The sequence below is a fragment of the Pseudonocardia sp. GCM10023141 genome, assembly GCF_042653605.1.
In genome coordinates this window covers 214,359-236,408 of the sequence record NZ_JBHSIR010000009.1, presented here as the reverse complement: position 1 = coordinate 236,408, position 22,050 = coordinate 214,359, and the positions used below count along the sequence as shown (strand labels likewise).

Genomic DNA, 22,050 nt, shown 5'->3' with positions numbered 1-22,050 from the left:
CCGGGTGGGGACCCGTACCGATGCGCCGCCGCGCTCGGTGTCCCATCCCGTGCCGGACGGGATCCGGCGCCCCGACTTCGGCGGGAAGTGGGGGGTCACCGTGGACCCGGCGGGTCGGGTCGCGATCCTCACCATGGACGAGCTCTACGCGATGTGGGTCGGGTTCCTGCGGCTGCTGACGGAACTGGCAGCCGCGGCGGCCGCCGACGGTGAGCTCCTGGACGGCCTGCGCAGCGATGGGGACGGCTCGGCCGCCCGCGGCTCGATCGTGGCCTCCTGCGCGTCGCGCATGCACCAGCGGTTCCTCGACAGCTACCACGAGCGGGTACTGGGCGCCGACCTGCTGGCGATGGCGGCGTGCACCCGGGACCTCTCCCACCCCGCCGGCTCCGGCGTCGACCTGCGCGCCGCCATCGCGGAGGCGACCGCGACGTCCGAGGCCCGGGTCACGGCCGCGTTCTCCGACCGGATGCGCACGGTCCACCGCGAGATCGGCGATGCCGCTGGTGCGGCGGCCGATGCCAGCGCCGTGGCTCGGGTCGGTGCGTGGTCCGCCCTGCTCGTCAGGACGGATCGCGCGTTCCTCGACCACGCCCTCGCCACGATCCGCGAGGGTGTGCTGATCTTCGAGGAGCTCGGGGCGGCGACGATGGCCGACGGTGGCCGTCGCCTGTGCGCCGTGCTCGACCGGATGCCGTCGGTGATCCGGACGTATCACCGATCCGTCGTCGTCGGGTTGGACGCGATCGGTTCCCGTCACGGCGATCTCCCCGGGGGGAGTTTCGGTCATGGGCTACGCCGATGAGCTGTTCGACCTGACCGGCCGCGTCGTCCTCGTCACCGGCGGCAGTCGCGGGCTGGGCCGGGAGATCGTGCTGGCCGCCGCCCACTGCGGTGCCGACGTGGTGATCGCCAGCCGCACCGTCGCGACCTGCGAGGCGGTGGCGGCCGAGGTCGTGGCGGGCACCGGGCGCTCCGCGCTGCCCTACGGCGTTCATGTCGGTCGCTGGGACCAGCTGCCCGGGCTCGTGGCGGCCGTCCACGACCGTTTCGGTCGTATTGACGTGCTGGTGAACAACGCGGGCATGTCGCCGCGCTACGACGCGATCACCGACGTGTCGGAGAAGCTGTTCGACAGCGTGCTCAACGTGAACCTGAAGGGGCCCTTCCGGCTCTCCGCGCTGGTGGGGGAGCAGATGCAGGCCGCCGGGCGGGGCTCGATCATCAACATCGGCTCCACGGGATCGCTGCGCCCGAACGGGCAGGTCCTGCCGTACGCGGCCGCGAAGGCCGGGTTGAACGCGCTGACGGAGGGCTTCGCCCAGGCACTCGGACCGGTGGTGCGGGTGAACACCGTGATGGCCGGTCCGTTCGGCACGGACGTCAGCAGGTTCTGGGATCCCGACGTCATCGCCGCGATGGCGAAGGCCCACGCGTTGCGGCGGGTCGGTCGACCGGCGGAGATCGTCGGCGCGGTGCTGTACCTGGCCTCGGACGCCTCGAGCTTCACCACCGGCGCGACCCTGCGGGTCGACGGGGGCATCCCGTAGGAGGCGAGCGCGCGGAGACCGCTCCGGGTGTCCTGCCGACGGCAGACGCGTGGTCGATCAGGCTCCCGGGAGCTGGATCGGCGTGTGGGTGATGTCTGCGCTCGTGTTGAGCGCACCGAGGATCTCGCGGGCCGCTGAGCTGGTGCGGCGGCGCATCGCCTTGCGGGCGGCGTCCGGTTCGCGCGAGATGATGGCGTCGACGATCGCGCGGCGTTCCGGGATGCGCTCGGGTGGCATCGACGGGTCGAGCCGGATGGACAGGCGCGCCACCCGCTCGAGGTCGTCGAAGATCGCGACCGCGGTGGCGGCGAGGCGGTGGTTGCCGGAGCCGTTGGCGATGATGGCTTCGAACTCGTAGTTCGCGCGGAGCCGCTCCTCGAAGTGCGGTCCGCCGAGCTGGCCGTCGATGTCGTCGACGCACAGTGCGACCAGCCGGGCCCGGGTGTCGGGGGGCAACCCACGGTCGGCGCACAGCGCCGCTGCCTCGGACTGGACGAGCGAGCGCATGTCGCACAGGTCGGCGGCGTCGCTGAGCGTGATGTCGGCGACGACGTACCCGGCGCGGGCCAGCGGGCGGACGTGGCCGTCGCGATGCAGCCGGGCCAACGCCTCGCGTACCGGCGTCTTGCTCAGGCCCCAGTCGCGGGCCACCTCCAGCTCGGTGAACACGACGCCCGGTGGCCGCTGCAGCTCGATGATCTGCCGCTTCAACCGCCGGTATGCCTGCTCCATCAGGCCGCCCTGCGTGGGTGCGCGCAGCAGGTCCGGTAGCTGATCCATGCACGTCCCCGATCCCCGAACCGGCCGGTTCGCCCGCCGAGAGTATCAGCACTGATCCACGGTCGTATCCGGGTCGGCAATCTAAGTATCTCGATGATGGCTTGATAATATCTTATAGTCGCTCTACGGTATCTCAAACTTCCCGGTGCTGCCCACCTGGGAGGACGAGACACCTCCGAAGGAGAGCAACCTCGTGAGCGGTGTTCCAGATCGTTCGACCCTGGGTTGGCGCGTCGGCGCCGACATCGGCGGTACCTTCACCGACGTCATCGCGCTCGGGCCGGGCGGTCAGGTGGTGCCGGTCAAGCTGCTGTCGACACCTCCGGACTTCGCCACCGGTGTCGTCGCGGCCACCGTCGCAGCGATCCTGGAGGCCGGCGCCGGGGCGGACGCCGTGCTGGCGATGCTGCACGGGACGACGGTCGCGACCAACGCGATCCTGGAGATGGACGGCGCGCGGACTGCGGTGGTGACCACCCGTGGTTTCCGCGACGTGCTCGAGCTCGGGAGGCTCCGCCGCCCGAGCCTGTACGACCTGTCATGGGTGAAACCGCGCCCGCTGGCCGCTCGTCGCCATCGCTACGAGCTCGCGCAACGCATCACGGCCGACGCCCGCCTGGATCCGCCCGCAGATCCGGGCGAGATCGCCGACATGGCGGAGCTGATGCGCGCGGCCGACGTCGAGGCCGTGGCCGTCTGCCTGATCAACTCGTACCTGCGCCCGGACGAGGAGCGCCGCGTCGCGCAGCTGCTCCGCGAAGCGCTCCCGGGCGTGTACGTGACGGCGTCGGTGGATGTCTCCCCGGAGGCAGGCGAGTTCGAACGGATGAGCACCGCCGCCGTCAACGCCTACGTCGGACCGGTCGTGCACAGCTACGTCACCACGTTGGCGACCGATCTGCGCTCCGCCGGGATCACCGCGCCCCTGCTGGTGATGCAGTCCAGCGGGGGACTGCTCGACGCGGAGGGCGTCATCGACCGTCCGGTGAACATCATCGAGTCGGGTCCCGCGGCAGGCGTGACCGCGGTGCAGAAGCTCGCCCGGTTCCTGGGCCTCGATGCTGTGGTCGCGTTCGACATGGGTGGAACGACCGCGAAGGCATCCCTGATCGAACGCGGGGAGCCGTTCGTGGCCCGTGACTACGAGGTCGGCGGCGGGATGAACGTCGCGCGCGGCCTGGGAAGCGGCGCCGGGTACCCCGTGCGGGCGCCCTCCATCGACATCGCCGAGGTCGGTGCCGGCGGGGGGAGCGTCATCACCACCGACGCGGCAGGCGCGCTCCATGTCGGTCCGGGCAGCGCCGGGTCCCGTCCGGGCCCGGCCTGCTACGGCAACGGCGGCGACCGGGCCACCCTCACCGACGCGAACGTGGCACTGGGATACCTCAGCCCGGACTCGCTGGCCGGTGGCCGCGTCGCGATCCATCCCGACCTCGCGACCAAGGCTCTCACCGTGGTCGCCGAACAGCTCGGAACGGACGTACCCACCGCCGCGCGCGGCGCCTACGACGTCGCCGTGTCCGGCATGACGGCAGCGGTCAAGGCCGTGACCAGCGAGCGCGGCCGGGATCCGCGGGAGGCCACCATGGTTGCGTTCGGCGGGGCCGGGCCCCTCTACGCCGCCGGACTCGCCAGGGAGCTCGGCATCGCCACCGTCATCGTCCCGTGCCATCCCGGTCTGTTCAGCAGCCTCGGTCTCCTCGTCGCCGACGTCGAGCGCCAAGGCGTCACCCCGTATCGCGCCGACCTCGCCGACGTCGCGGCGCTCGCAGCGGAGTTCGACCAGCTCGCCGCCGCGGTCGTGGCCGCGCTGCGGGCTGACGGGAACGGCCCGGTCCCGACCGTGGAGCGGCTGCTCGACATGCGCTATCGCGGCCAGCGGTTCGAGCTGCGGATCCCGCTGCCCGACGGCGACGTCGACGCCGCGCTGCTGGCAGCGACCCGCAGCCGATTCCACGCCGAGCACCGGCGCACCTACGGCAGAACCGGCTCCGACGACCTCGTCGAGATCGTCGCGGTGCGGGTCCGGGCCCGGATCCCCAACCCCGTCGCCATCGATCGGTTCCTGCGCATGCCGCACGCGACGGGTCGGGCCCCGACCTCCCGCACGTGCTGGTTCGGCGAGCCCGTCGAGACCCCGGTGATCGGGCGCGGCGACCTCGGGACCGAACCGACCCCCGGTCCCCTCATCGTGGAGGACATGGACGCGACGACCCTCGTCCCACCCGGCGCGACAGCCCGCCGAGACGGCGCCGGCAACATCGTCATCACGTGGAGCGCACCGTGATCCGCGACGCCGCGACCTTCGAGGTCTTCCGCAACGCCGTGACCGGTGTCGCCGACGAGATGGCGGTCACGATCCTGCGCACCGCACATTCCCAGATCGTCGCATCGAGCATGGACTTCTCCGCGGCGCTGTGTGACGGCGACGGCCGGGTCATCGCCCAGGCCAACACCTGTCCGGTGCACCTCGGTTCGATCCCCGATGCGATGGCAGCCGTGCTGGAGGAGTTCGGCACCACCATCGCCGACGGCGACGTCTACCTGCTCAACGATCCCTCCCGCGGTGGCATGCACCTGCCCGACATCTTCGCCATCGCTCCGGTCTTCGGCGACCCGGAGACGCTGCTGGGGTACGCCGTGACCGTGGTCAACCACGCCGACGTCGGTGGTTGGGTCGCCGGCTCGATGGCGGTGCAGTCCACCAGCATCTTCGCCGAGGGCGTGCAGATCCCACCGTCTCGACTCGTCGACGGCGGCATGATCAACACGACCTTCCTCGACCTGATCCTGCGCAACGTCCGCGAACCGGACCTGCTGCGCGGTGACCTGGACTCGCAGCTCGCGGCGTGCCACGCCGGGGCCGTCGGATTGCGTGCACTGGCCGATCGCCACGGAACGGCCGGCTTCGCGGTACTCGTCGACGACCTGCTCGACTACTCCGAGACGCTGCTGCGCGCAGCACTGGCCGAGGCCGTCCCCGGCACCTATGCCTTCACCGACCACATCGACGACGACGGGCTCGGCTCGGGCCCGATCCCGTTCGCGGTGCAGGTCACGCTCGACGAACGCGGCGTGCTGCTGGACTTCACCGGCTCGTCCCCGCAGGTGGCTTCCGCGCTCAACGCCACGGCGTCCTTCACCCGCTCGGCCGCCTATGCCGCTGTCCAGGGCGTGCTGGGCGGTCACATCCCGTCCAACAGCGGCTTCTACCGCCCGTTCTCCTTCCGCATCCCCGACGCGTCGATCCTCGACGCGCGTCGACCGGCCGCTCGCGGTGCCCGCGGGCTGGTCGCCTACCGGATCATCGACACCGTCCTCGGCGCGCTGGCCCCGGCCTTCCCCGGCCGGGTGCCGGCGGCGGGGGACGGTGGACCCGACTCCGTGGCCATCGGCATCACCGACGAGCGCGGTGCATCGGTGGTGCTCTGGGACGTGCTCTGCGGCGCATGGGGCGCGCGCCCCGACCGCGACGGTGTCGATGGGATCAGTCCGCTGGGCGCCAACCTCGCCAACACCCCGATCGAGGAGATCGAACGTTCCGGCCATGTCCGGATCGACGGCTACGGCTACCTCCCCGACACCGGCGGCGCCGGTCGGTTCCGGGGCGGGCTGGCCACCTTCCGTGACATCACCGTGCTGGCGGCCGAGGCGAGCGTGCAGATCCGCTCCGATCGCCGGACGTTCCTGCCCTACGGACTCGACGGTGGCGCGCACGGAACCCCGTCGCTCAACGTGCTGCATCCGGGCACCCCGCACGAGCAGCTGCTGCCGTCGAAGCCCCATCTCGTGCTCGCGGCCGGCAGCCGCATCCGGCACGTCACCGCAGGCGGGGGTGGCTTCGGCGATCCCCACGATCGCGCGCCCGCTGCGGTGCTCGACGACGTCATCGAGGAGAAGGTGACGCCCGAGGGCGCCGCGCGCGACTACGGCGTCGTCATCACCGCCGCCCGCGAACTCGACCTCGACGCCACCGCCGCGTTGCGCACGCCCGTCAGCCCCCTCCACCCCCTCTCCCGAGAGGCACGCCCATGACCGACACCGTCGACACGACGCAGCGCGGCAGGACCTCCGACGAGCACCGCATGTGGCGGCGCGTCGGATGGCGGATCATCCCGCTGATCGGGGTCGCCTACGTCACGAGCTACATCGACCGCGCCAACCTCGGCTACATCGCCGCGCCGCTGTCGCGCGACCTCGGGCTCACCGCGGCACAGATCGGCCTCGCCGGTGGGCTGTTCTTCATCGGCTACATCCTGGTCGAGGTGCCCAGCAACCTCATGCTCCACCGCTTCGGGGCCCGGAAATGGATCACCCGGATCCTGGTCAGCTGGGGCCTGATCACGGCGGGAACCGCGGCGGTGAACTCACCTGCCGCGCTCTACATCGCGCGGCTGCTGCTCGGCTTCGCCGAAGCCGGCCTCGCCGCCGGCATCCTGCTGTACCTGACGTTCTGGTTCCCCCGCCAACAGCGTTCCTGGGCGCTGTCGGCGTTCTTCCTGATGATCCCGGTGTCGTCGATCATCGGGGCTCCACTCGCGGCAGGCCTGTTGACCTGGGGCCAGCAGCTGCTGGGGATCACCGGATGGCGGGCGCTGTTCCTCGTCGAGGGCACCGTCACGGTACTGGTCGGCATCCTCATCTTCCTGCTGCTGCCGGATCGGCCCGCCGATGCGCGCTGGCTGACCGACTCCGAGAAGCAGAACATCGCCGCCGTGCTCAGCGCCGAGGCGGCCGAGCAGCGATCGCGCGGCGCGTTGACCGGGATGCGGCAGGCGCTGACGAGCGGCCGGGTGTGGGCGCTCGCGGTGTCGTTCTTCGCGATCGTGTTCGGGCTCTACCCGCTGGCCTTCTTCCTCCCGACGATGATCGCGTCACTCACCTCGAGCATCGCAGGCGCCGCCGATGTGAGCAGCGTGCTGCTCTCGAGCATCCCCTACGTCGTCGGGGCCGTCGCGATGATCGTCTGGTCCCGCCTCATGGCGCACCGCTCCGCGGTCGTCGCGACGGCGATCCCGATGGGGATCGGTGCCGTCGGGCTGGTGCTCGCCACGTTCACCCAGAACGGCACGCTGTTCATCGCCGCCGTGTGCGTCAGCGTCGCCGGCATCTACACCGCGATGCCCCAGTTCTGGCGGATCCCCGCACTCGGCCTGACCGGGGCGGCCGCCGCCTCCGGTATCGCGCTGATCAACTCGGTGAGCAACCTCAGCGGCTTCATCGCCCCCTACGTGACCGGTGCCATCCAGACCGCGACGGGCAGCTACACCCCGGCCCTCCTCATGATCGCCGGGGTGATGGTCGTCGGGGTCGGCATCGTCATCGGGGTCGGTCGCCGGGTCGAGTCGGGTCGATGATCACGATGCTGGATCGACTCGCCGCGCTGGAACTCGCCGACCGGCCGCGCCGCTCCGATGCGCGCCGCCTGGTGCCCATGGCCGGCGTGCCCAACGTTCCGATGGCCGAGCACGTCGTGGAGGCGGCAACCCGGGCCGCCGCCTCGGTCTTCCGCCGCGACAGCCGCGGTGCGCCCGCCCTGCGCGCGGCGCTCGCCGGTCACCTCGGCGCGGAGTTCGGACTCGACGTCGACCCCGCGCGGGAACTGCTGATCACCCACGGTGCCCAGCACGGCATGAGTGTGGCCCTGCGTGCCCTGCTGGCTCCGGGTGCCGAGGTGGTCATCCCGGCCCCCACCTACTTCTTCGACGGGATGGTGCGGATGGCGGGCGCCCGGCCGGTGTACGTGCCTGCGGCCCGACGTGCCGGCTGGGCGACCGATGTGGAGGCCGTCGCCGGCGCGATCACCGACGCGACCCGCGCCATCCTGCTCTGCAACCCGAACAACCCGACCGGGCACGTCCCGTCCGCCGACGAGCTGGCGCGGTTGGTCCACCTCGCCGCGCAGCACGACCTGGTCGTGTTCTCGGACGAGTCCTACGCGCGCTACGTCCACGACGGTCCCGGGTACCTGCCCCTGCAGTCGTTGCGCGAGCGGCACCCCCACCTCGTCACGGTGACCAGCCTCAGCAAGAACTACGCCTTCAGCAACTGGCGCGTCGGCTACGTCCACGCCCCGGCACACCTGCTGCAGGCCATCCATCGTGCGTTCGAATGGGACGCCATCAACGTCGGCGAGGTGCCGCAGGCGGCCGCGCTGGCGGTCATCACCGGTCCACAGGAATGGCTCGACATCATCTACGCGCGCTTCCGCGATCGTCGTGACCTCCTGCAGACCTCGATCGAGACGGCCGGGTTGACGGCGGTGCGGCCCGCCGCCGGGGTCTTCACCTTCGCCGACCTCACCGCAACCGGCATGCAGGGCCGGGCCCTCGAGGATCTGCTCCTCCACCACGGGGTGGCAGGCATCGCCGGGAACGCGTTCCACGGGCCGGCCACCCATGCCCGGCTCCTCTACGGCGGCACCGAGGACAGCCTGATCGAAGTCGGGCGTCGGCTCGCCGACCTCGTGGCCGAGACGGTGAGCTCCGCGTCGGCGTGACCACCGGCGGAACCTCCGCCGGCCGATCACGACGCCGAGGGCCTGCATTCCGTGGGGGTTGATCGGATCCTGCTGGAGGCCGAGACGACCCGGGCCACGTTCTACCGCCATTTCCCGGGGAAGGAGGATCTGGTCGTCGCTGTTCGCGCCGGGGGCTCCCGGAGGCTGAGCGCTCCCGGAGCCGCTCTACTCGTCCCGCACGAACGGCGCGCTCGTCCACCGGATATGGACGAACGCGCCGTTCGTTGCGCCCGGACCGCGATTCTCACCGGCCGGGCCCGCCCAGTGCTGACCGGAGGGCGCGGGCCTGCTCGGTCCAGAACAGGGCGGGGGCGGCGCCTTCGAGTGATCGGGGCCGGTAGAGGCGTAGTGACGCGCCGGCGCTGACGACGTCCTCGATGAGGATGTCGGGTGGTGGCGGTGGTGTGCGGATCTTGATGTTGCCGAGGAGGCGGGTGAGCCGCGGGCCCATGGTGAACTTCGGGATGAACCGCCCGATCTTCAGGTCGGGGTGGAACGCGGACGTCTTGGGCACGACTCTCCTGACGATCTCGGTCGGTCGATTCTTGCGGGAAGGTGGCCTTGCTGCCAACCAGGGTCGCCGGTTGCCGACCCGACCGGCGTGATCTCATGGCCTCGACTTGATCGGGGAGGGCATGTGTCGGACTTCGTGGTGAGCGCCTGGCTCAACGGGACGTGGGCTGCCGAGGACGTCGTAGCGGTGGCGAAGGACGTGGAGGCCGCCGGCTACGACGGCATCTGGCTGGCCGATCACTTCATGGCCAACACCGGTACCGCCGAGCGCTCGGACACCCCGCTGTTCGAGTGCTTCGGCCTTCTCGCCGGGCTCGCCACGGTGGTGCCTCGGGTCCGGTTGGGCAGCCTCGTCGCCTCGATGACCTACCGGCATCCCGCGGTGCTGGCCAACACCGCCGCCACGATCGACGAGCTCAGCGGCGGCCGGTTGGTACTGGGCATGGGCGCGGGCTGGCAGCTCAACGAACATGCCGCGTACGGCATCGAGCTCGGCTCCGTCACGGAACGGATCGACCGTCTCGAGGAAGGCCTGGCCGTGCTCACCGGCATGCTCCGTACCGAGCGGACGACCGTCGAAGGCACCCACTACACGGTCACCGACGCGCCCCGGGTCCCGACGAGCGGACGCCGCATCCCGATCATGCTGGGCGCCGCGGGCGAGCGGCGGATGCTCGGTGTCGTCGCGCGCCGGGCCGACGAGTGGAACTGCTGGTCCACGCCGGAGCTGTTCGCACGCAAGTCCGCGGTGCTCGACGAGCACTGCGCGCGGATCGGTCGCGACCCGCGCACGATCCGCCGCTCGACCCAGGCCATCCTCGACATCGACGGCACCCCGACCGAGTCGCGCCAGCCGATCATCGCCGGCTCGGTGAACCAGATCGTGGATGTCATCGGCCGCTGGCGCGAGGCGGGCCTCGACGAGCTGATCGTGCCGGGTATCCGCAGTGATGCCGCGGATGCCCGCGTCCTGTTCGAACGGTTCCACGCCGAGATCCGACCGCAACTGGGTTGAACCGACGGCGATGGGTCGGCCGGCGGGTGCCGGGGCGGTCGGCGGTGGCGGGCGGGTGATGGTCGAATGAGGGAATGCCGGAGCCCGAGCGTGTACTGGCCATCGTCGCTCATCCCGACGACATCGACTTCACCCTCGCCGGCACGGTGGCGGCCTGGACCGGCGCCGGCGTCTTCGTCGCGTACTGCATCCTCACCGACGGGGACGCGGGTGGGTTCGATCCGGCGGTGCCCCGGTCGGAGATCGGCGCGATCCGGCGGGCCGAGCAGCGAGCCGCCGGTGCGGCCGTCGGTGTGTCGGAGATCGAGTTCCTCGGCTATCCCGACGGCCGCCTGACCGTGACGCTGGAGCTGCGGCGCGACATCGCGGCGTGCATCCGGCGTGTGCGCCCCGATCTCGTCGTGGTGTCGTCCCCGGTCCGCGACCTGCGCAGCATGTACGGCAGCCATCCCGACCACACGGCGGCAGGTGAGGCCGCGCTGTGCGCGGTCTATCCCGACGCCCGCAACCCGTTCGCGTTCCCGGAGCTCGCCGCGGCCGGCCTCGCCGCCCACACGGTGCCGACGGTGTGGGTGATGAGTCCCAACGACCGGGCCGAGCACTACGTCGACATCACCGACGTGTTCGACCGCAAGATCGCCGCCCTGCGGGCGCATGACAGCCAGACCGGGCACCAGCCGGACCTGGACGAACGCATGAGGTTGTGGGGCAGCGCGCAGGCGCGCGCGGCGGGGCTTGCCGAGGGACGGCTGGCCGAAGGGTTCCTGGTGCTGGACACGCTGTGACGGCTCCGCTCCGCGAGCTCCGCGATTTATAGTACTTGAGTAACATACTTAGATGCTGTATCTAAGGAGTGCGACGTACGTCGGAGAGCTCCCAGGAGGCGTCAAGTGGCCACGACCGAACCGTCCTCAATGATCTTGTCTGCTGCTGTCATGCACGGTCTGGGCATGCATCAGGGTGCGTGGCTCGCGAGGGAGGGCGACGCGTCCGACTACGTGTCGCCGGAGCTCTTCACCGAGATCGCCCGCACCGCCGAGTCCGGGAAGCTGCACGCGATCTTCTTCGCCGACGGCCTGACGAACGCCGAGCAGGGCACCAGCCTGCCCTGCGGCGCACTCGACCCGACGATCCTGCTGGCCCACATGGCCGCGGCGACGACCAGGCTCGGGCTGGTCTCCACCGCCACCACCACCTACAACACCCCCTACGAGCTGGCCCGCCGGTTCGGCTCGCTGGATCACCTCAGCCGTGGCCGCATCGGGTGGAACGCGGTGGCCACGTTCAACCCGGCCGCGGCGGCGCAGTTCGGAACCGGCGAGCTGCCTGATCACGAGAACCGCTACAAGCGCATGAACGAGTTCGTCGACGTCATGGTCGCGTTGTGGGACAGCTGGGAGGAGGGTGCACTCGTCGGCGACAAGGCGAGCGGTGTCTTCGCGCGCGCCGACCTCGTCCACGAGATCAACCACAACGGCGAGTACTACAGCGTCAAGGGGCCGCTGCCGTTCCCGCGCAGCCCGCAGGGCAGGCCCGCGCTCTTCCAGGCCGGGTCCTCGCCCGACGGTCGCGACCTCGCCGCACGCACGGCTGACGTCGTGTTCACCGCGCAGCACCTGCTCGACGGCGCGGTCGAGTTCCGCGCCGACATGCGGGCCCGTGCTGCCGCGCACGGTCGCGATCCCGACCGGATGAAGGTCCTACCCGGGATCCTGCCCGTGCTGGGGGCGACGGAGGCCGCGGCGCAGGAGCGGCGCCGCCACCTGGACGACGTGCTGGGCACCGGACCCGAGCTGCTCAAGCTCGCCCGCCGGGTCGGGGTCCCCGTCGAGGCGCTCGAGCTGGACAAGCCGTTCCCGGTGCACCTGGTCGGGCCCGACGCGGAGTTCTCCGGTTCGGTCGGCTTCCGCTCCTCGCTGATCAACCTCGCGGTGCAGGAGAACCTGACGGTGCGGGGGCTGCTCGCCCGCTACGGCGGTGGCCACCACCAGGTCGTCGGCACTCCCGAGCAGCTCGCCGACATCATGGCGACCTGGATCGCTGCCGGCGCCGCCGACGGCTTCAACCTCATGGTCGACATGCTGCCGTCGGGCTTCCACGACGTGGTCGACATGCTGGTGCCCGAGCTGCAGGCCCGCGGCATGTTCCACCTCGACTACGAGCACGCGACCCTCCGCGAGAACCTCGGCGTCGTGCCCGCCCGGCAGCTCGCCGGGTCGGCGGCGTAGTCGTACCCGCCGGCGTCGACCCGCGTGTGGTCGACGCCGGCGGCCGCCTGCAGGAGCTCGCGGCCCGCACCGAACCGGCTGAGCGGGCGTCGAATGCATTCGGGCTGTCAGGATCTTTCGAGAACGGTGGACAACGACACGCTGAAATTGTCGGCCCAGACGGCGAGTGCGCGCACTCGCCGTTCTTCGTCGAGGTCGTCGGTGAGCGTTCGAAATTTCTCGCGAACGCGCCCGTACAGATCGAGAACCAATTTCTCGCCGGGCTCGGTGATGCGGACGAGGGTGACCCGCTTGTCTTCCGGGGACGGTAGCCGGGCCACGTATCCGACGGCCTCGAGATCCTTGATCAGCCGGGACACGAGGCCGGCCGGGATGTCGAGTCGGACGGCGAGCTCGCCGACCTGCCTGGTGCGCGCGGGAATGCCGATCAGTTGGACCAGTGCCTGGAAGGCCAGTGGGTCGAGCTCGACCTTGCGCGCCTCGGTGTCGATCATGCGGAATGCGCGGCGCATGAGGTAGCGGGCATCGGCCACCGCCATGAGCTGATCGTCGCTGTAATCCATGTCGGCCCCCGTTGCTGCGATCCGTGGATCGGGATCGCGCGAAATGGTCGCGCGCGGCATCGCCGAGTGTATCGGTAATCGTCGTTCGGCGGTGGACGTGGTGGGTGCCGTGGGCGACGAGCCGGGTGCATCGGCCATTCCGGCGAACCGTGCGACAGGGATTCTCGCGACGACTCGTCAATCGGCCTTGACGCGCTACCCCACCTGAAGTATACCTAGCACTCCGCTCAACGGTACATGTGTTTCGTTGAACGGAACATGAGCAGACCGTCGCTGTGGACGACCTCGCCGCAGCTCACGCCCTCTGTCCGATGTCGAGAGGAGGCCGATCCAGTGCCTGCGCAAGGACGGAACACGGCGGCCGCGCGAGTTGGCGCGGAGCCGGCTGCGGGAGGCGCGGCATGACCGACGTCCACCTCGAACCACCGGCCGCGGCCGCGGCCGCCGACGTGCCGGCGGACCGGCCGCTCGTGACCGTCGAGCCGGTGGGGGCGTGGGTCCGCTACCGGGCGGCCGTGCTCGGCACGGTCGGCGTGCTGATCCTGCTCGTCGGGTGGCAGCTCGTCTCGAGCCTCGCCCTGATCGACCCGCTCTACATCAGCTCGCCGATCCGCATCGTCGAGGCGGCACCCGTGGCGATCACCGACGACGGGTTCCTGCACCACATCGCGGTCAGCGCCCAGGAGTTCGTGCTCGGCATGCTGCTGGTGATCCTCACCGGCATCCCGTTCGGCATGCTCGCCGGCTGGTACCGCCCGGTCCGCGAGCTCAGCGATCCGGTGGTGTCGGCGCTGTTCGCGACGCCCATCGTCGCGCTGGTCCCGATACTGGTGCTGACGCTGGGCATCGGCGTGGGCTCGAAGGTCGCCTTCGTCTACCTGCTCGCGGTGTGGCCCGTGGTGATCAACACGACGGCGGGCATCCGCGACATCGACCCCGGGGTGATCCGGATGGCGCGGACCTTCGGTGCCGGGGACTGGCGGATCTTCCACACGATCGCCCTGCCCGCGAGCGTCCCGCACATCATCGTCGGGCTGCGCAACGCCGTCTCCCGCGGCATCATCGCGGTCGTCGTGGGCGAGCTGTACGGCGCCTCGGCCGGCATCGGCTACTACCTCAACCAGACCGGCCAGATCTTCCAGACCGACCGCTACTACTTCGCGGTCGTGTTCCTGGCGCTGGTCGGGGTGCTGCTCGGGCTGCTGCTGACGGCGCTGGAGTCGCGGGTGTCCGGTTGGAAGGTGGACCGGTGAGCGAGCTTGCGAGCGAATCATCGGCGCGGCGCGAGCTTGCGAGCGAATCATCGGCGCGGCGCGAGCTGGCGAGCGAATCATCGGCGCGGCGCGAGCTGGCGAGCGAATCATCGGCGCGGAACGGGCAGGCGCCCGCCAAGCTCGTGGCCAGCGGTGTGCGCATCGGCTACCGGACGCGCGAGGGCCGATCGAGCCGGTTCGTGACCGTCGTCGACGGGATCGACCTGCGGGTCCGGGAGGGTGAGTTCCTGTGCATCGTCGGCCCGTCCGGCTGCGGGAAGACGACGTTCATGTCTGCCATCACCGGGATGCTCCCGCTCGCGGGAGGGCGCTTCGAGCTCGACGGTGAGCCGATCACCGGCCCCGGCACGGACCGGGCCATGGTCTTCCAGGGAGCACAGCTGCTCCCGTGGCGCACGGTCCGCGGCAACGTGGGCTACGGCCTCGAGGTGCTCGGCCGCAGCCGTGTCGAGCGCACGGCCCGCGTCGACGAATTGCTCGATCTCGTCGGGCTGGGTGAGTTCGCCGACCACTACCCCCACCAGCTCTCCGGCGGGATGCAGCAGCGGGCCAACCTGGCCAGGGCGCTGGCGGTCGACTCCGACGTCCTGCTGCTCGACGAGCCCTTCGCCGCGCTCGACGCCCAGACCCGCGAGCACATGCAGGAGGAGCTGACCCGGATCTGGGCCCAGCAGAAGAAGACCTCCGTGCTGGTGACGCACTCGATCAGCGAGGCCGTCTTCCTCGCCGACCGGGTCGTCGTGTTCGGCCCGCGCCCCGCCCAGGTGCGGAAGATCGTCGAGATCGAGCTGTCGCGCCCGCGTCACCTCGACGTCAAGCACACCGCGGAGTTCCGCGAGCTCGAACGCACCGTGTGGGACCTCATCGAGTCCGGTCACGGAGCCGGCGCCGCAGCCGAGACCGGCGGCGGCGCCCCCACCCCCAGGAGGACAGTTCAGTGAGAGCACGCCGTGTAGGGCCGTTGCGCTGGGTGGCGGGCCTCGCCGCCGTCATGCTGATCGTCGCCGGATGCGGTTCGGGGGCCACGCCTGCCGCGGGCGGCGGCGGATCGGCCCCGGGAGGCGTCCGCACGATCAAGATCGCTCTCGGTGCGACGACCGCGGCGTCGATCCCGCTCTGGGTCGGCATCGACAAGGGCATCTTCGCCAAGCACAACCTCGACGTGCAGATGATCACGCTGTCGGGCACCAAGGCGCCGCCCGCACTGGCCAGCGGTTCGGTCCAGATCTCCGACTCGGGGATCTCCGACCTGGCAGGGGCCATCGTCGCGGGCTCGCCCATCACGATCGTCGGCACGACCTACCCCTTCCAGTTCTTCCGGATGTACGGGAAGAAGGGGATGACCTCGCCATCGCAGCTCGCCGGCAAGACGATCGCCGCGAGCAGTGCCGGTTCCGCATCCGACACCGCCATCGAGAGCGCGATGGCGGCATCGGGTCTGCAGCGCGGCAAGGACTACCAGGTGACGTTCATCGGCGACAACGGCGCGCGGAGCGCGGCACTGGAACAGGGTGTCGTCGACGCGATCATCGTCTCGCCGCCCACGGCGCAGTTGGTGGAGCAGAAGGGCTTCCCCGACATCGCCGACCTGATCTCGGACAAGGCCCCCTACGGCTACTCGAGCTTCGGGGTGCTCAAGAGCTGGGCCGCCGACAACCGCGCCGAGCTGGTCGACTTCCTCTCCGCCTACGCGGAGGCGGTCGATGCCAGCCGGACCGACACGCAGGCCGCCTCGGCCGCTGCCACCAAGAACCTCAACCTCACCGACCCCGCTGTCGTCGCCGACGTGCTGAAGGTCAGCGTCGCCGTGATGCCGGCCTTCCCGTCGACCGACGTCGCCACCGTCGCGGCCACCACGAAGCTCAGCCAGAACCCGGCCGTCGTGAAAGCGGACCCGAGCAGCCTGATCGACAACTCGTTCGTCGACGAGGCGAAGAAGAAGGGGACTGCCGGTGGGTCGTGACGCGGAAGTCGTGCTTGACACACCTTCGAGATCGGATCTAGCGTTCCGACGCCTCAAGGAAACAAGTGTTTCGTTGAAGAAAACAGGAGGAGCGATGCTGCTTCCGGTCATCTCCGCCGTGCCGGGCTCCGCATGAGCACCGACGAGCACATCCCGACCTCGACGGTGCCTGTCTCGGCAGCGAGCGAGCAGGTGGCGGCCGAGCCCGGCGGGCCGCCCTCCCGGATGACCCGCTACCTGTGGCTGGTCCTCGCCTCGGCGTTCCTCGCGTGGATGTTCGACTCCATCGCGCTCAACGTCTTCACCCTGATCCTGACCCCGAGCATGGCCGACCTCCTGCACACCACCGACCGGGCCGCCATCGTCGGCACCGGCGGGCTGATCGTGGCCATCAAGCTCGCGGCATGGGGCATCGGCGGCACGCTGTTCGGCGTGCTCACCGACCGGTTCGGCCGGGCCCGGATCATGCTCGTCACGATCCTCATCTACGCCGTGTTCACCGCACTGAGCGCCGCCTCCCAGGACTGGGTGCAGCTCGCGGTGTTCCAGGCGATCGCCGGGCTGGGCATCGGAGGGGAGTGGTCGGCGGGTGCCGCGCTGCTCGCGGAGAGCCTGCCGGAACGGCTCCGGCCCAGGTTGATGATCGTGATGCAGCTGGCCTTCTCGGTCGGCTACTTCTTCGCCGCCGTCGTGAACCTCGGCGTCGGCGCCTCGAGCTGGCGGCTCGTGCTCGTCTGGTGCGCGGCACCGGCGGTTCTCGTGCTGGTCCTGCGGCTGTTCGTCAAGGAGCCCGAACAGTGGGTCCGCGTGCAACGCCGATCCGGTCAGGCGCTGGGCAGCCTGCGCAGGCTGTTCGAGCCCGACCTGCGGCGGCGCACGCTGGGCGGGTTCTTCAGCGCCGCGGCGCTGATGGTCGGCTCGTTCGCCGCCACCACGTTCACGCCCTCCTGGATCGCGTCGCTCTCCACGGGCGGGGCCGCCGTGGCCGCGCAGAACACGAGCTACTTCGCGATGCTGCTCAACGGCGGCGCCATCGTCGGCTACGTCGCGCTGATCTGGCTGACCGCCTCGCGGATCGGGCGGCGCGGTTCGTACTTCGTGTTCTGCCTCGGGTCGCTGGTCACGGCGATCCTGATGTTCAGCCTCGCGCGGTCCGTCGACGCGATCCTGTGGGTGACGCCGATCGCCGGGTTCTTCATGCTGGGTGGGTTCGGGGTCTTCGCGGTCTGGCTGCCCGAGATGTTCCCGACGGCGGTCCGCGGCACCGGGCAGGGCTTCTGCTTCAACTTCGCCCGCATCATCACCGGCGTCGGCACCTTGACCACCGGGGTGCTGGTCGGCGGGCTGGGCTCGTTCCCGACCGCGGGGCTGATCGTCTCGCTGGTGTTCGCGGTCGGGTTGTTCACGATCTGGATCGGCCCGGAGACCCGTGGCTGGCGATTGAGCGACGCGTGAGGCGACCTGCACGCGGAGATCTGCACGCGGAGACGCGGAAAGGACGGGCATGACCGAGTACGTCGTCCACGAGAGGACGGGGCGGGTCTCCCGGATCCGGCTCGAGCGCCCCGCGGCCGCCAACCGGATCCACAGCACGATGATGGGCCAGCTCATCGACGCGCTCGACGCGGCGACCGCAGCCGGCTCGGACATCGTGGTCATCTCCGGGGCCGGCCCGGACTTCTCCGTGGGTCGCGACCAGCACGAGGTGCTGCCGGCGGGGATGTCGAAGCTCGACAACACGGCACTGATCGTGGCGGCCAACCGGTCGCTCGCCGCCTTCCCGGGGATCACGCTCGCGGTGGTGCAGGGTCGCGCACTCGGCTTCGGGTGCGGGCTCGCGCTGCAGTGCGACCTGAGCATCGCCGCCGACACCGCCGAGCTCGGGTTCGACGAGATCCATCACGGCACGGCACCGGCGTTCGTCATGTCGTACCTGGAGGACTACGTCGGTCCGCGGCGGGCGCTCGACCTCATCGTCACCGGCCGGGCGCTGCCCGCGGCGGAGGCCGAGCGCTACGGCATGGTGTCGCGCGTCGTCGCGGCCGACGGGCTCGCGGCCGCGGCCGCGGAGATGGTGGCCGACCTGCTGCGCAGCCCGGGGGAGCTGCTCGCCCGTTGCAAGGCCTACCTGCGGGAGAACCGGGCGGTGGCCCCGGCCGATCGCCTTGACCACGCCTTCGCGACGTTCGCGCGGCGCATGGGCGCTCCCGCGCCCGCCTGACGTGCCCCCGCAGAGCTCACGGGCGATCCGGTTCCACCGCTACGGGGGTCCGGACGAGCTGGGCCTCGTCGACGTGCCGATGCCCGAGCCCGCGGCGGGGGAGGTGCGCCTGCGCGTCGTCGCGGCCGGGGTGAACCCCGTCGAGTGCCGGATCCGGCGGGGTGACCTGGCGAGCGGGACACCGCTGCCGGCGCCCCGCGGCCTCGGCACCGACGTCGCGGGGGTCGTGGACGCGGTCGGCGCCGGCGTGGAGGAGCTCGTACCGGGCGACGAGGTCTTCGGGAGGGCGCTGTGCGACGGGTACGCCGAACACGCCATCGCCGTCCCCTCCGACCTCATAGCCCGGCCGGCGGAGCTGCCGTGGGACGTCGCCGCGAGCATCGCCATCCCCGGTGAGACAGCCTTCCGGACACTGGGCCTCCTCGGCGTCGTCGCGCCGGCCGGTGGCACCACCGTGCTCGTGCACGGCGCTTCCGGCGGGGTCGGGACGGTCGCCGTCCAGCTGGCGGTGCTGCGGGGTGCCCGCGTGCTGGGCACGGCAGGCGAGGCCCACCACGAGCGGCTGCGGCAGGCGGGCGTCGAGCCGGTGGCCTATGGCGACGGCTGGCTCGAGCGGGTCCGGGCGCTCGCGCCCGACGGTGTCGATGCGGTGCTCGATGCCGCCGGCCGGGGCGTCCTGCCCGGCAGCATCGCACTCGCGGGCGGCCCGGACCGGGTGGTCACGATCGCCGACCGCCGCGATGCGGGCGCGCTCGGCGTGACCTACTCCCGCGGGCTGGTCAGCCGCGTCCCGATGGCCGAGGTCTTCGCCGAGCTGCTCCCGGCGCTGCGCTCCGGCGGGATCGTCGTCCCGGTCGCGGTGCACCTGCCACTGGCTGACGCGGCGCGGGCCCACCGCATCAGCGAGGGCGGCCACCCCGGCGGGCGGATCGTGCTGACCGTGCCCTCCGCTCAGCCGGGCGGGATCCGGTACACCGCCAGCACGCCTGCCAGCAGCCGGTAGTAGCCGACCAGCGTGACCAGGTCGAACAGGGTGCCCGGTCCGAGCAGCCGTTCCGCGTCGACGACGAGCGGCTCGGGCAGGTCGCCGCCGTCGAGCAGGCTCGTGGTCACGCGCACCACCACGATCTCGACCTCGTCGGTCACCGCGGGCTCCGCCGTGCGCAGCGACGCGATCTCGCTGTCGGAGAGGCCCGCCGCGCGGCCGTGCGTCACGTGCGCGGCCCACTCGTAGGCACTGTCGCACCGGTGCGCCACCAGCAGTGTCGCGATCTCCCGCGCCCGTGCGGGCAGCGCCGACCGGTAGCGCAGGGCCGCACCCAACGCCTGCAGCGGGTCGCCGACCGCGGGGCTCAGCAGCATGGGACCGAACGGCCCGCGCAACCGCCCGTCCGCGTCGGCGATGCCGCTGCGCGGCCCGCTGACGATGGCGTCGTAGAGCCGGCGCTGCTCGGGCTCGAGCTCGGCGGGGAGCGGCTGTCGCGTGCGTGGCATGGAGTCGGTCACCGGCGGGCCCGCCCGCCGACGTCCGGACCGGCCGCGGCGAGCCGGTACCCGGCGGCCATCAGGATCGTCGAGGTCTGCTCGGCCGCTGCGGTGAGCGCCGTGGCGAACCGCTCCTCGTCGGCCTCGCGGAAACGGTTGTCGGGCACCGTCAGGCAGACGTCGCCCACGACGTGCCCGTCGGCGTCGCGGATCGGGGCGGCGATGCCCACCGCGCCCTCGGTGCGCTGGCCGCGGGTCAGCGCATAGCCCTTGGCCCGGGCGCTCGTGCAGAACTCCTCGACGGCCGTCGGCGTGCTCGGCGTGCTCGGCGTGATCCGTGCCGGGGGGTGCTCGCGCAGCACGCGTGCACGGTCGGGGTCGGGGAGGAAGGCCAGCACGCCCAGGCCGGCCGCGCCCGCCCAGAGCGGGCGCCAGCTGTCGAGCTGGACGAGGTAGCGCAGCGGATGGCTGGTCTGCACGGCGTCGACCAGCATGAGCTCGCCACGCTGGGGGTCGTACAGGCCGAGCATCGAGGTCTCGTCCACGTCGGCCGAGAGCTTCTCCAACACCGGACGGGCCGCTTCGTGGACCGAGAAGCGGGAGGCGAGCCGGCCGAGTCGGACCAGCTCCAGGCCGCCGTAGTAGGCGCCGTTGCCGTCGCGGCGCACGAGCGAGCGTTCCTCGAACGCCTGCAACAGCCGGTGGGCCGTGGTGGGCGATGTGCCCATCGCCCTGGCGATCTCGCGGACACCCATCGGTCCGTTCGATCCGTGCTCTGCCAGCCAGGTCAGCAGGTCGAGCGCGCGGCCCACCGGATCCCTGGCACTGTTCGCGGCCATCCGTCGCCCCCAGCTCCCCGTTCCGCTCAACGGAGCGGCTGTTTCGTAGACGTCGAAGAATACATGCCGAGATCGGCGAGGGTGCGCCGCCGCCCTTCTTGACAACCCTCTCATCGTCGGGCGAGTATCGACCTGCAACGGAACGGCTGTTTCGTTGAAAGGAACACTCCTTGATCTGGGAGGTGAACCGGCGTGAAGCCACCCGCGTTCGACTACCACCGTCCGGAGACCGTCGACGAAGCGACGAGCCTGCTCGACCGTCTCGTCGACGACGAGGTCAAGGTCCTGGCCGGCGGGCAGAGCCTGGTGCCGCTGATGAACTTCCGGCTCGCGGTACCGCAGCACCTCGTTGACGTCAACGGGGTGGCGGAGCTGGCGGGCCACGCGGTCACCGACGGCGTGCTCCGGCTGGGCGCGCTGACCCGCCACCACGAACTGGAGACCTCGCCGATCGTGCGCGCCGCGGCGCCGCTGTTCACCGCGGCCGCGCCCTACGTCGGACACGTCCAGATCCGGTCGATGGGCACCCTCGGCGGCAGCCTCGCGCATGCCGATCCCGCAGCCGAGCTCCCGAGCGTCGTGCTCGCCCTCGACGCGACGCTCGTCGCGCGCAGCGTGCGCGGCGAGCGGCGCATCCCGGCCGCCGACTTCTTCATCACCCACTTCACCACCGCGCTCGAACCCGACGAGCTGCTCGTCGCGGTCGAGGTGCCGGTGGCGCGGCCCCGCGGCGGCGCCGCGTTCCTCGAGGTGGCGGCCCGACACGGCGACTTCGCGCTGGCCGGTGCCGCGGCCGCCGTCACCGTCGACGCGGACGGCGTGGTGACCGACGCCCGCATCGCGTGCGCCTCCGTCGCGGCCACACCGGTCCGCGTCCCCGCCGCGGAGGCGCTGCTGCGCGGGACCGCCGCGGACCCGTCGGTGATCGCCGCGCTGGAGGCCGCCGTCGCCGCGGCACTGGACCCCACCCCCGAGCTGAAGACGTCGGCGGCGTACAAGCGCCGGACCGCGGGCGTGCTCGCCGGCCGCGCCGTCCGCCAGGCCTGGCGCACGGCCCAGAACGACCTGACGACCACTCGAAACGGACAGGCGGCGTGAT

General features: G+C 71.3%; 21 protein-coding genes and 1 pseudogene. 17 read left to right on the top strand and 5 right to left on the bottom strand.

Annotated elements, in window-relative coordinates; all coding sequences use genetic code 11:
- The first annotated feature begins 4 nt into the window (after positions 1 to 4).
- Both ACFPFQ_RS05975 and ACFPFQ_RS05970 read left to right on the top strand, forming a co-directional pair.
- The gene (locus ACFPFQ_RS05975) at positions 5 to 805 is read left to right on the top strand and encodes a hypothetical protein (protein WP_379615576.1); all 801 of its coding nucleotides are present in this window, start codon (positions 5 to 7) and stop codon (positions 803 to 805) included.
- The gene (locus ACFPFQ_RS05970; protein WP_379615574.1) at positions 789 to 1,550 is read left to right on the top strand and encodes an SDR family NAD(P)-dependent oxidoreductase; all 762 of its coding nucleotides are present in this window, start codon (positions 789 to 791) and stop codon (positions 1,548 to 1,550) included. The genes ACFPFQ_RS05975 and ACFPFQ_RS05970 overlap by 17 nt, the downstream gene beginning before the upstream one ends.
- 57 nt (positions 1,551 to 1,607) lie before the next feature.
- On the opposite strand, the gene ACFPFQ_RS05965 is transcribed toward ACFPFQ_RS05970, so the two are convergent.
- The gene (locus ACFPFQ_RS05965; protein WP_379615572.1) at positions 1,608 to 2,330 is read right to left on the bottom strand and encodes a GntR family transcriptional regulator; all 723 of its coding nucleotides are present in this window, start codon (positions 2,328 to 2,330) and stop codon (positions 1,608 to 1,610) included.
- A gap of 193 nt (positions 2,331 to 2,523) precedes the next feature.
- Between ACFPFQ_RS05965 and ACFPFQ_RS05960 the strand changes: the two genes are divergently transcribed.
- The 5 genes and pseudogenes from ACFPFQ_RS05960 to ACFPFQ_RS05940 all read left to right on the top strand — a co-directional run.
- On the top strand, positions 2,524 to 4,617 hold the full coding sequence (locus tag ACFPFQ_RS05960; protein WP_379615570.1) for a hydantoinase/oxoprolinase family protein: 2,094 nt from the start codon (positions 2,524 to 2,526) through the stop codon (positions 4,615 to 4,617).
- Entirely contained in the window at positions 4,602 to 6,365 is a 1,764-nt protein-coding gene (locus tag ACFPFQ_RS05955; protein WP_379615568.1) for a hydantoinase B/oxoprolinase family protein, read from the top strand. The genes ACFPFQ_RS05960 and ACFPFQ_RS05955 overlap by 16 nt, the downstream gene beginning before the upstream one ends.
- Positions 6,362 to 7,687 carry an MFS transporter gene (locus ACFPFQ_RS05950; RefSeq protein ID WP_379615566.1) on the top strand — a complete coding sequence of 442 codons (1,326 nt, stop codon included), beginning with the start codon at positions 6,362 to 6,364 and terminating at the stop codon, positions 7,685 to 7,687. The genes ACFPFQ_RS05955 and ACFPFQ_RS05950 overlap by 4 nt, the downstream gene beginning before the upstream one ends.
- Complete coding sequence (locus ACFPFQ_RS05945) at positions 7,684 to 8,829, top strand: pyridoxal phosphate-dependent aminotransferase (protein WP_379615565.1); 1,146 nt, start codon at positions 7,684 to 7,686, stop codon at positions 8,827 to 8,829. Before ACFPFQ_RS05950 ends, ACFPFQ_RS05945 begins: the two co-directional genes overlap by 4 nt.
- Before the next feature lie 42 nt (positions 8,830 to 8,871).
- A pseudogene (locus ACFPFQ_RS05940) lies at positions 8,872 to 8,961 on the top strand (helix-turn-helix domain-containing protein); the annotation flags it as partial.
- Between the two features lie 133 nt (positions 8,962 to 9,094).
- On the opposite strand, the gene ACFPFQ_RS05935 reads toward ACFPFQ_RS05940, so the two are convergent.
- The gene (locus tag ACFPFQ_RS05935) at positions 9,095 to 9,364 is read right to left on the bottom strand and encodes a hypothetical protein (protein WP_379615563.1); all 270 of its coding nucleotides are present in this window, start codon (positions 9,362 to 9,364) and stop codon (positions 9,095 to 9,097) included.
- 123 nt (positions 9,365 to 9,487) lie between these two features.
- On the opposite strand from ACFPFQ_RS05935, the gene ACFPFQ_RS05930 reads away from it, so the two are divergent.
- The 3 genes from ACFPFQ_RS05930 (at position 9,488) to ACFPFQ_RS05920 (ending at position 12,606) form a co-directional block, all read left to right on the top strand.
- Positions 9,488 to 10,378: a TIGR03560 family F420-dependent LLM class oxidoreductase gene (locus ACFPFQ_RS05930; RefSeq protein WP_379615561.1), complete on the top strand. Its 891-nt coding sequence runs from the start codon at positions 9,488 to 9,490 to the stop codon at positions 10,376 to 10,378.
- Positions 10,379 to 10,452: 74 nt separating this feature from the next.
- Positions 10,453 to 11,163, top strand: coding sequence for a PIG-L deacetylase family protein (locus ACFPFQ_RS05925; protein WP_379615559.1), 711 nt, complete (start codon positions 10,453 to 10,455; stop codon positions 11,161 to 11,163).
- A gap of 129 nt (positions 11,164 to 11,292) precedes the next feature.
- Complete coding sequence (locus tag ACFPFQ_RS05920) at positions 11,293 to 12,606, top strand: NtaA/DmoA family FMN-dependent monooxygenase (protein ID WP_379615964.1); 1,314 nt, start codon at positions 11,293 to 11,295, stop codon at positions 12,604 to 12,606.
- 107 nt (positions 12,607 to 12,713) lie between these two features.
- Here ACFPFQ_RS05920 and ACFPFQ_RS05915 read toward each other — a convergent pair whose 3' ends face one another.
- A complete protein-coding gene (locus tag ACFPFQ_RS05915; protein WP_379615557.1) occupies positions 12,714 to 13,229 on the bottom strand; it encodes a MarR family winged helix-turn-helix transcriptional regulator in 516 nt (171 codons plus the stop codon).
- 341 nt (positions 13,230 to 13,570) lie between these two features.
- Between ACFPFQ_RS05915 and ACFPFQ_RS05910 the strand changes: the two genes are divergently transcribed.
- The 6 genes from ACFPFQ_RS05910 (at position 13,571) to ACFPFQ_RS05885 (ending at position 19,630) form a co-directional block, all read left to right on the top strand.
- Positions 13,571 to 14,422 (top strand): ABC transporter permease, encoded by an 852-nt coding sequence (locus ACFPFQ_RS05910; RefSeq protein ID WP_379615555.1) that lies wholly within the window; start codon positions 13,571 to 13,573, stop codon positions 14,420 to 14,422.
- Entirely contained in the window at positions 14,419 to 15,384 is a 966-nt protein-coding gene (locus ACFPFQ_RS05905; RefSeq protein WP_379615553.1) for an ABC transporter ATP-binding protein, read from the top strand. Before ACFPFQ_RS05910 ends, ACFPFQ_RS05905 begins: the two co-directional genes overlap by 4 nt.
- Complete coding sequence (locus ACFPFQ_RS05900) at positions 15,381 to 16,406, top strand: ABC transporter substrate-binding protein (RefSeq protein ID WP_379615551.1); 1,026 nt, start codon at positions 15,381 to 15,383, stop codon at positions 16,404 to 16,406. The genes ACFPFQ_RS05905 and ACFPFQ_RS05900 overlap by 4 nt, the downstream gene beginning before the upstream one ends.
- Positions 16,407 to 16,538: 132 nt before the next feature.
- On the top strand, positions 16,539 to 17,861 hold the full coding sequence (locus ACFPFQ_RS05895; protein ID WP_379615549.1) for an MFS transporter: 1,323 nt from the start codon (positions 16,539 to 16,541) through the stop codon (positions 17,859 to 17,861).
- Positions 17,862 to 17,910: 49 nt separating this feature from the next.
- On the top strand, positions 17,911 to 18,627 hold the full coding sequence (locus ACFPFQ_RS05890; protein ID WP_379615547.1) for an enoyl-CoA hydratase/isomerase family protein: 717 nt from the start codon (positions 17,911 to 17,913) through the stop codon (positions 18,625 to 18,627).
- A 1-nt stretch (position 18,628) separates the two neighbouring features.
- On the top strand, positions 18,629 to 19,630 hold the full coding sequence (locus ACFPFQ_RS05885) for an NADP-dependent oxidoreductase (protein WP_379615545.1): 1,002 nt from the start codon (positions 18,629 to 18,631) through the stop codon (positions 19,628 to 19,630).
- Here ACFPFQ_RS05885 and ACFPFQ_RS05880 read toward each other — a convergent pair.
- Both ACFPFQ_RS05880 and ACFPFQ_RS05875 read right to left on the bottom strand, forming a co-directional pair.
- Positions 19,579 to 20,121 carry a carboxymuconolactone decarboxylase family protein gene (locus tag ACFPFQ_RS05880; protein WP_379615543.1) on the bottom strand — a complete coding sequence of 181 codons (543 nt, stop codon included), beginning with the start codon at positions 20,119 to 20,121 and terminating at the stop codon, positions 19,579 to 19,581. The genes ACFPFQ_RS05885 and ACFPFQ_RS05880 overlap by 52 nt on opposite strands.
- 8 nt (positions 20,122 to 20,129) lie before the next feature.
- A complete protein-coding gene (locus ACFPFQ_RS05875) occupies positions 20,130 to 20,951 on the bottom strand; it encodes an IclR family transcriptional regulator (protein WP_379615541.1) in 822 nt (273 codons plus the stop codon).
- Between the two features lie 192 nt (positions 20,952 to 21,143).
- Here ACFPFQ_RS05875 and ACFPFQ_RS05870 point away from each other — a divergent pair, with 192 nt between their 5' ends.
- Positions 21,144 to 22,049, top strand: coding sequence for an FAD binding domain-containing protein (locus tag ACFPFQ_RS05870; protein ID WP_379615539.1), 906 nt, complete (start codon positions 21,144 to 21,146; stop codon positions 22,047 to 22,049).
- The last annotated feature ends 1 nt before the right edge of the window (position 22,050 follow it).

Coding starts and splice junctions, on each gene's coding strand:
- ACFPFQ_RS05970 (WP_379615574.1), top strand. CDS start 789: ATGGGCTACGCCGATGAGCTGTTCGACCTGACCGGCCGCGTCGTCCTC.
- ACFPFQ_RS05965 (WP_379615572.1), bottom strand. CDS start 2,330: ATGGATCAGCTACCGGACCTGCTGCGCGCACCCACGCAGGGCGGCCTG.
- ACFPFQ_RS05950 (WP_379615566.1), top strand. CDS start 6,362: ATGACCGACACCGTCGACACGACGCAGCGCGGCAGGACCTCCGACGAG.
- ACFPFQ_RS05945 (WP_379615565.1), top strand. CDS start 7,684: ATGATCACGATGCTGGATCGACTCGCCGCGCTGGAACTCGCCGACCGG.
- ACFPFQ_RS05925 (WP_379615559.1), top strand. CDS start 10,453: ATGCCGGAGCCCGAGCGTGTACTGGCCATCGTCGCTCATCCCGACGAC.
- ACFPFQ_RS05920 (WP_379615964.1), top strand. CDS start 11,293: ATGATCTTGTCTGCTGCTGTCATGCACGGTCTGGGCATGCATCAGGGT.
- ACFPFQ_RS05915 (WP_379615557.1), bottom strand. CDS start 13,229: ATGCCGCGCGCGACCATTTCGCGCGATCCCGATCCACGGATCGCAGCA.
- ACFPFQ_RS05910 (WP_379615555.1), top strand. CDS start 13,571: ATGACCGACGTCCACCTCGAACCACCGGCCGCGGCCGCGGCCGCCGAC.
- ACFPFQ_RS05895 (WP_379615549.1), top strand. CDS start 16,539: ATGAGCACCGACGAGCACATCCCGACCTCGACGGTGCCTGTCTCGGCA.
- ACFPFQ_RS05890 (WP_379615547.1), top strand. CDS start 17,911: ATGACCGAGTACGTCGTCCACGAGAGGACGGGGCGGGTCTCCCGGATC.
- ACFPFQ_RS05880 (WP_379615543.1), bottom strand. CDS start 20,121: ATGCCACGCACGCGACAGCCGCTCCCCGCCGAGCTCGAGCCCGAGCAG.
- ACFPFQ_RS05875 (WP_379615541.1), bottom strand. CDS start 20,951: ATGGCCGCGAACAGTGCCAGGGATCCGGTGGGCCGCGCGCTCGACCTG.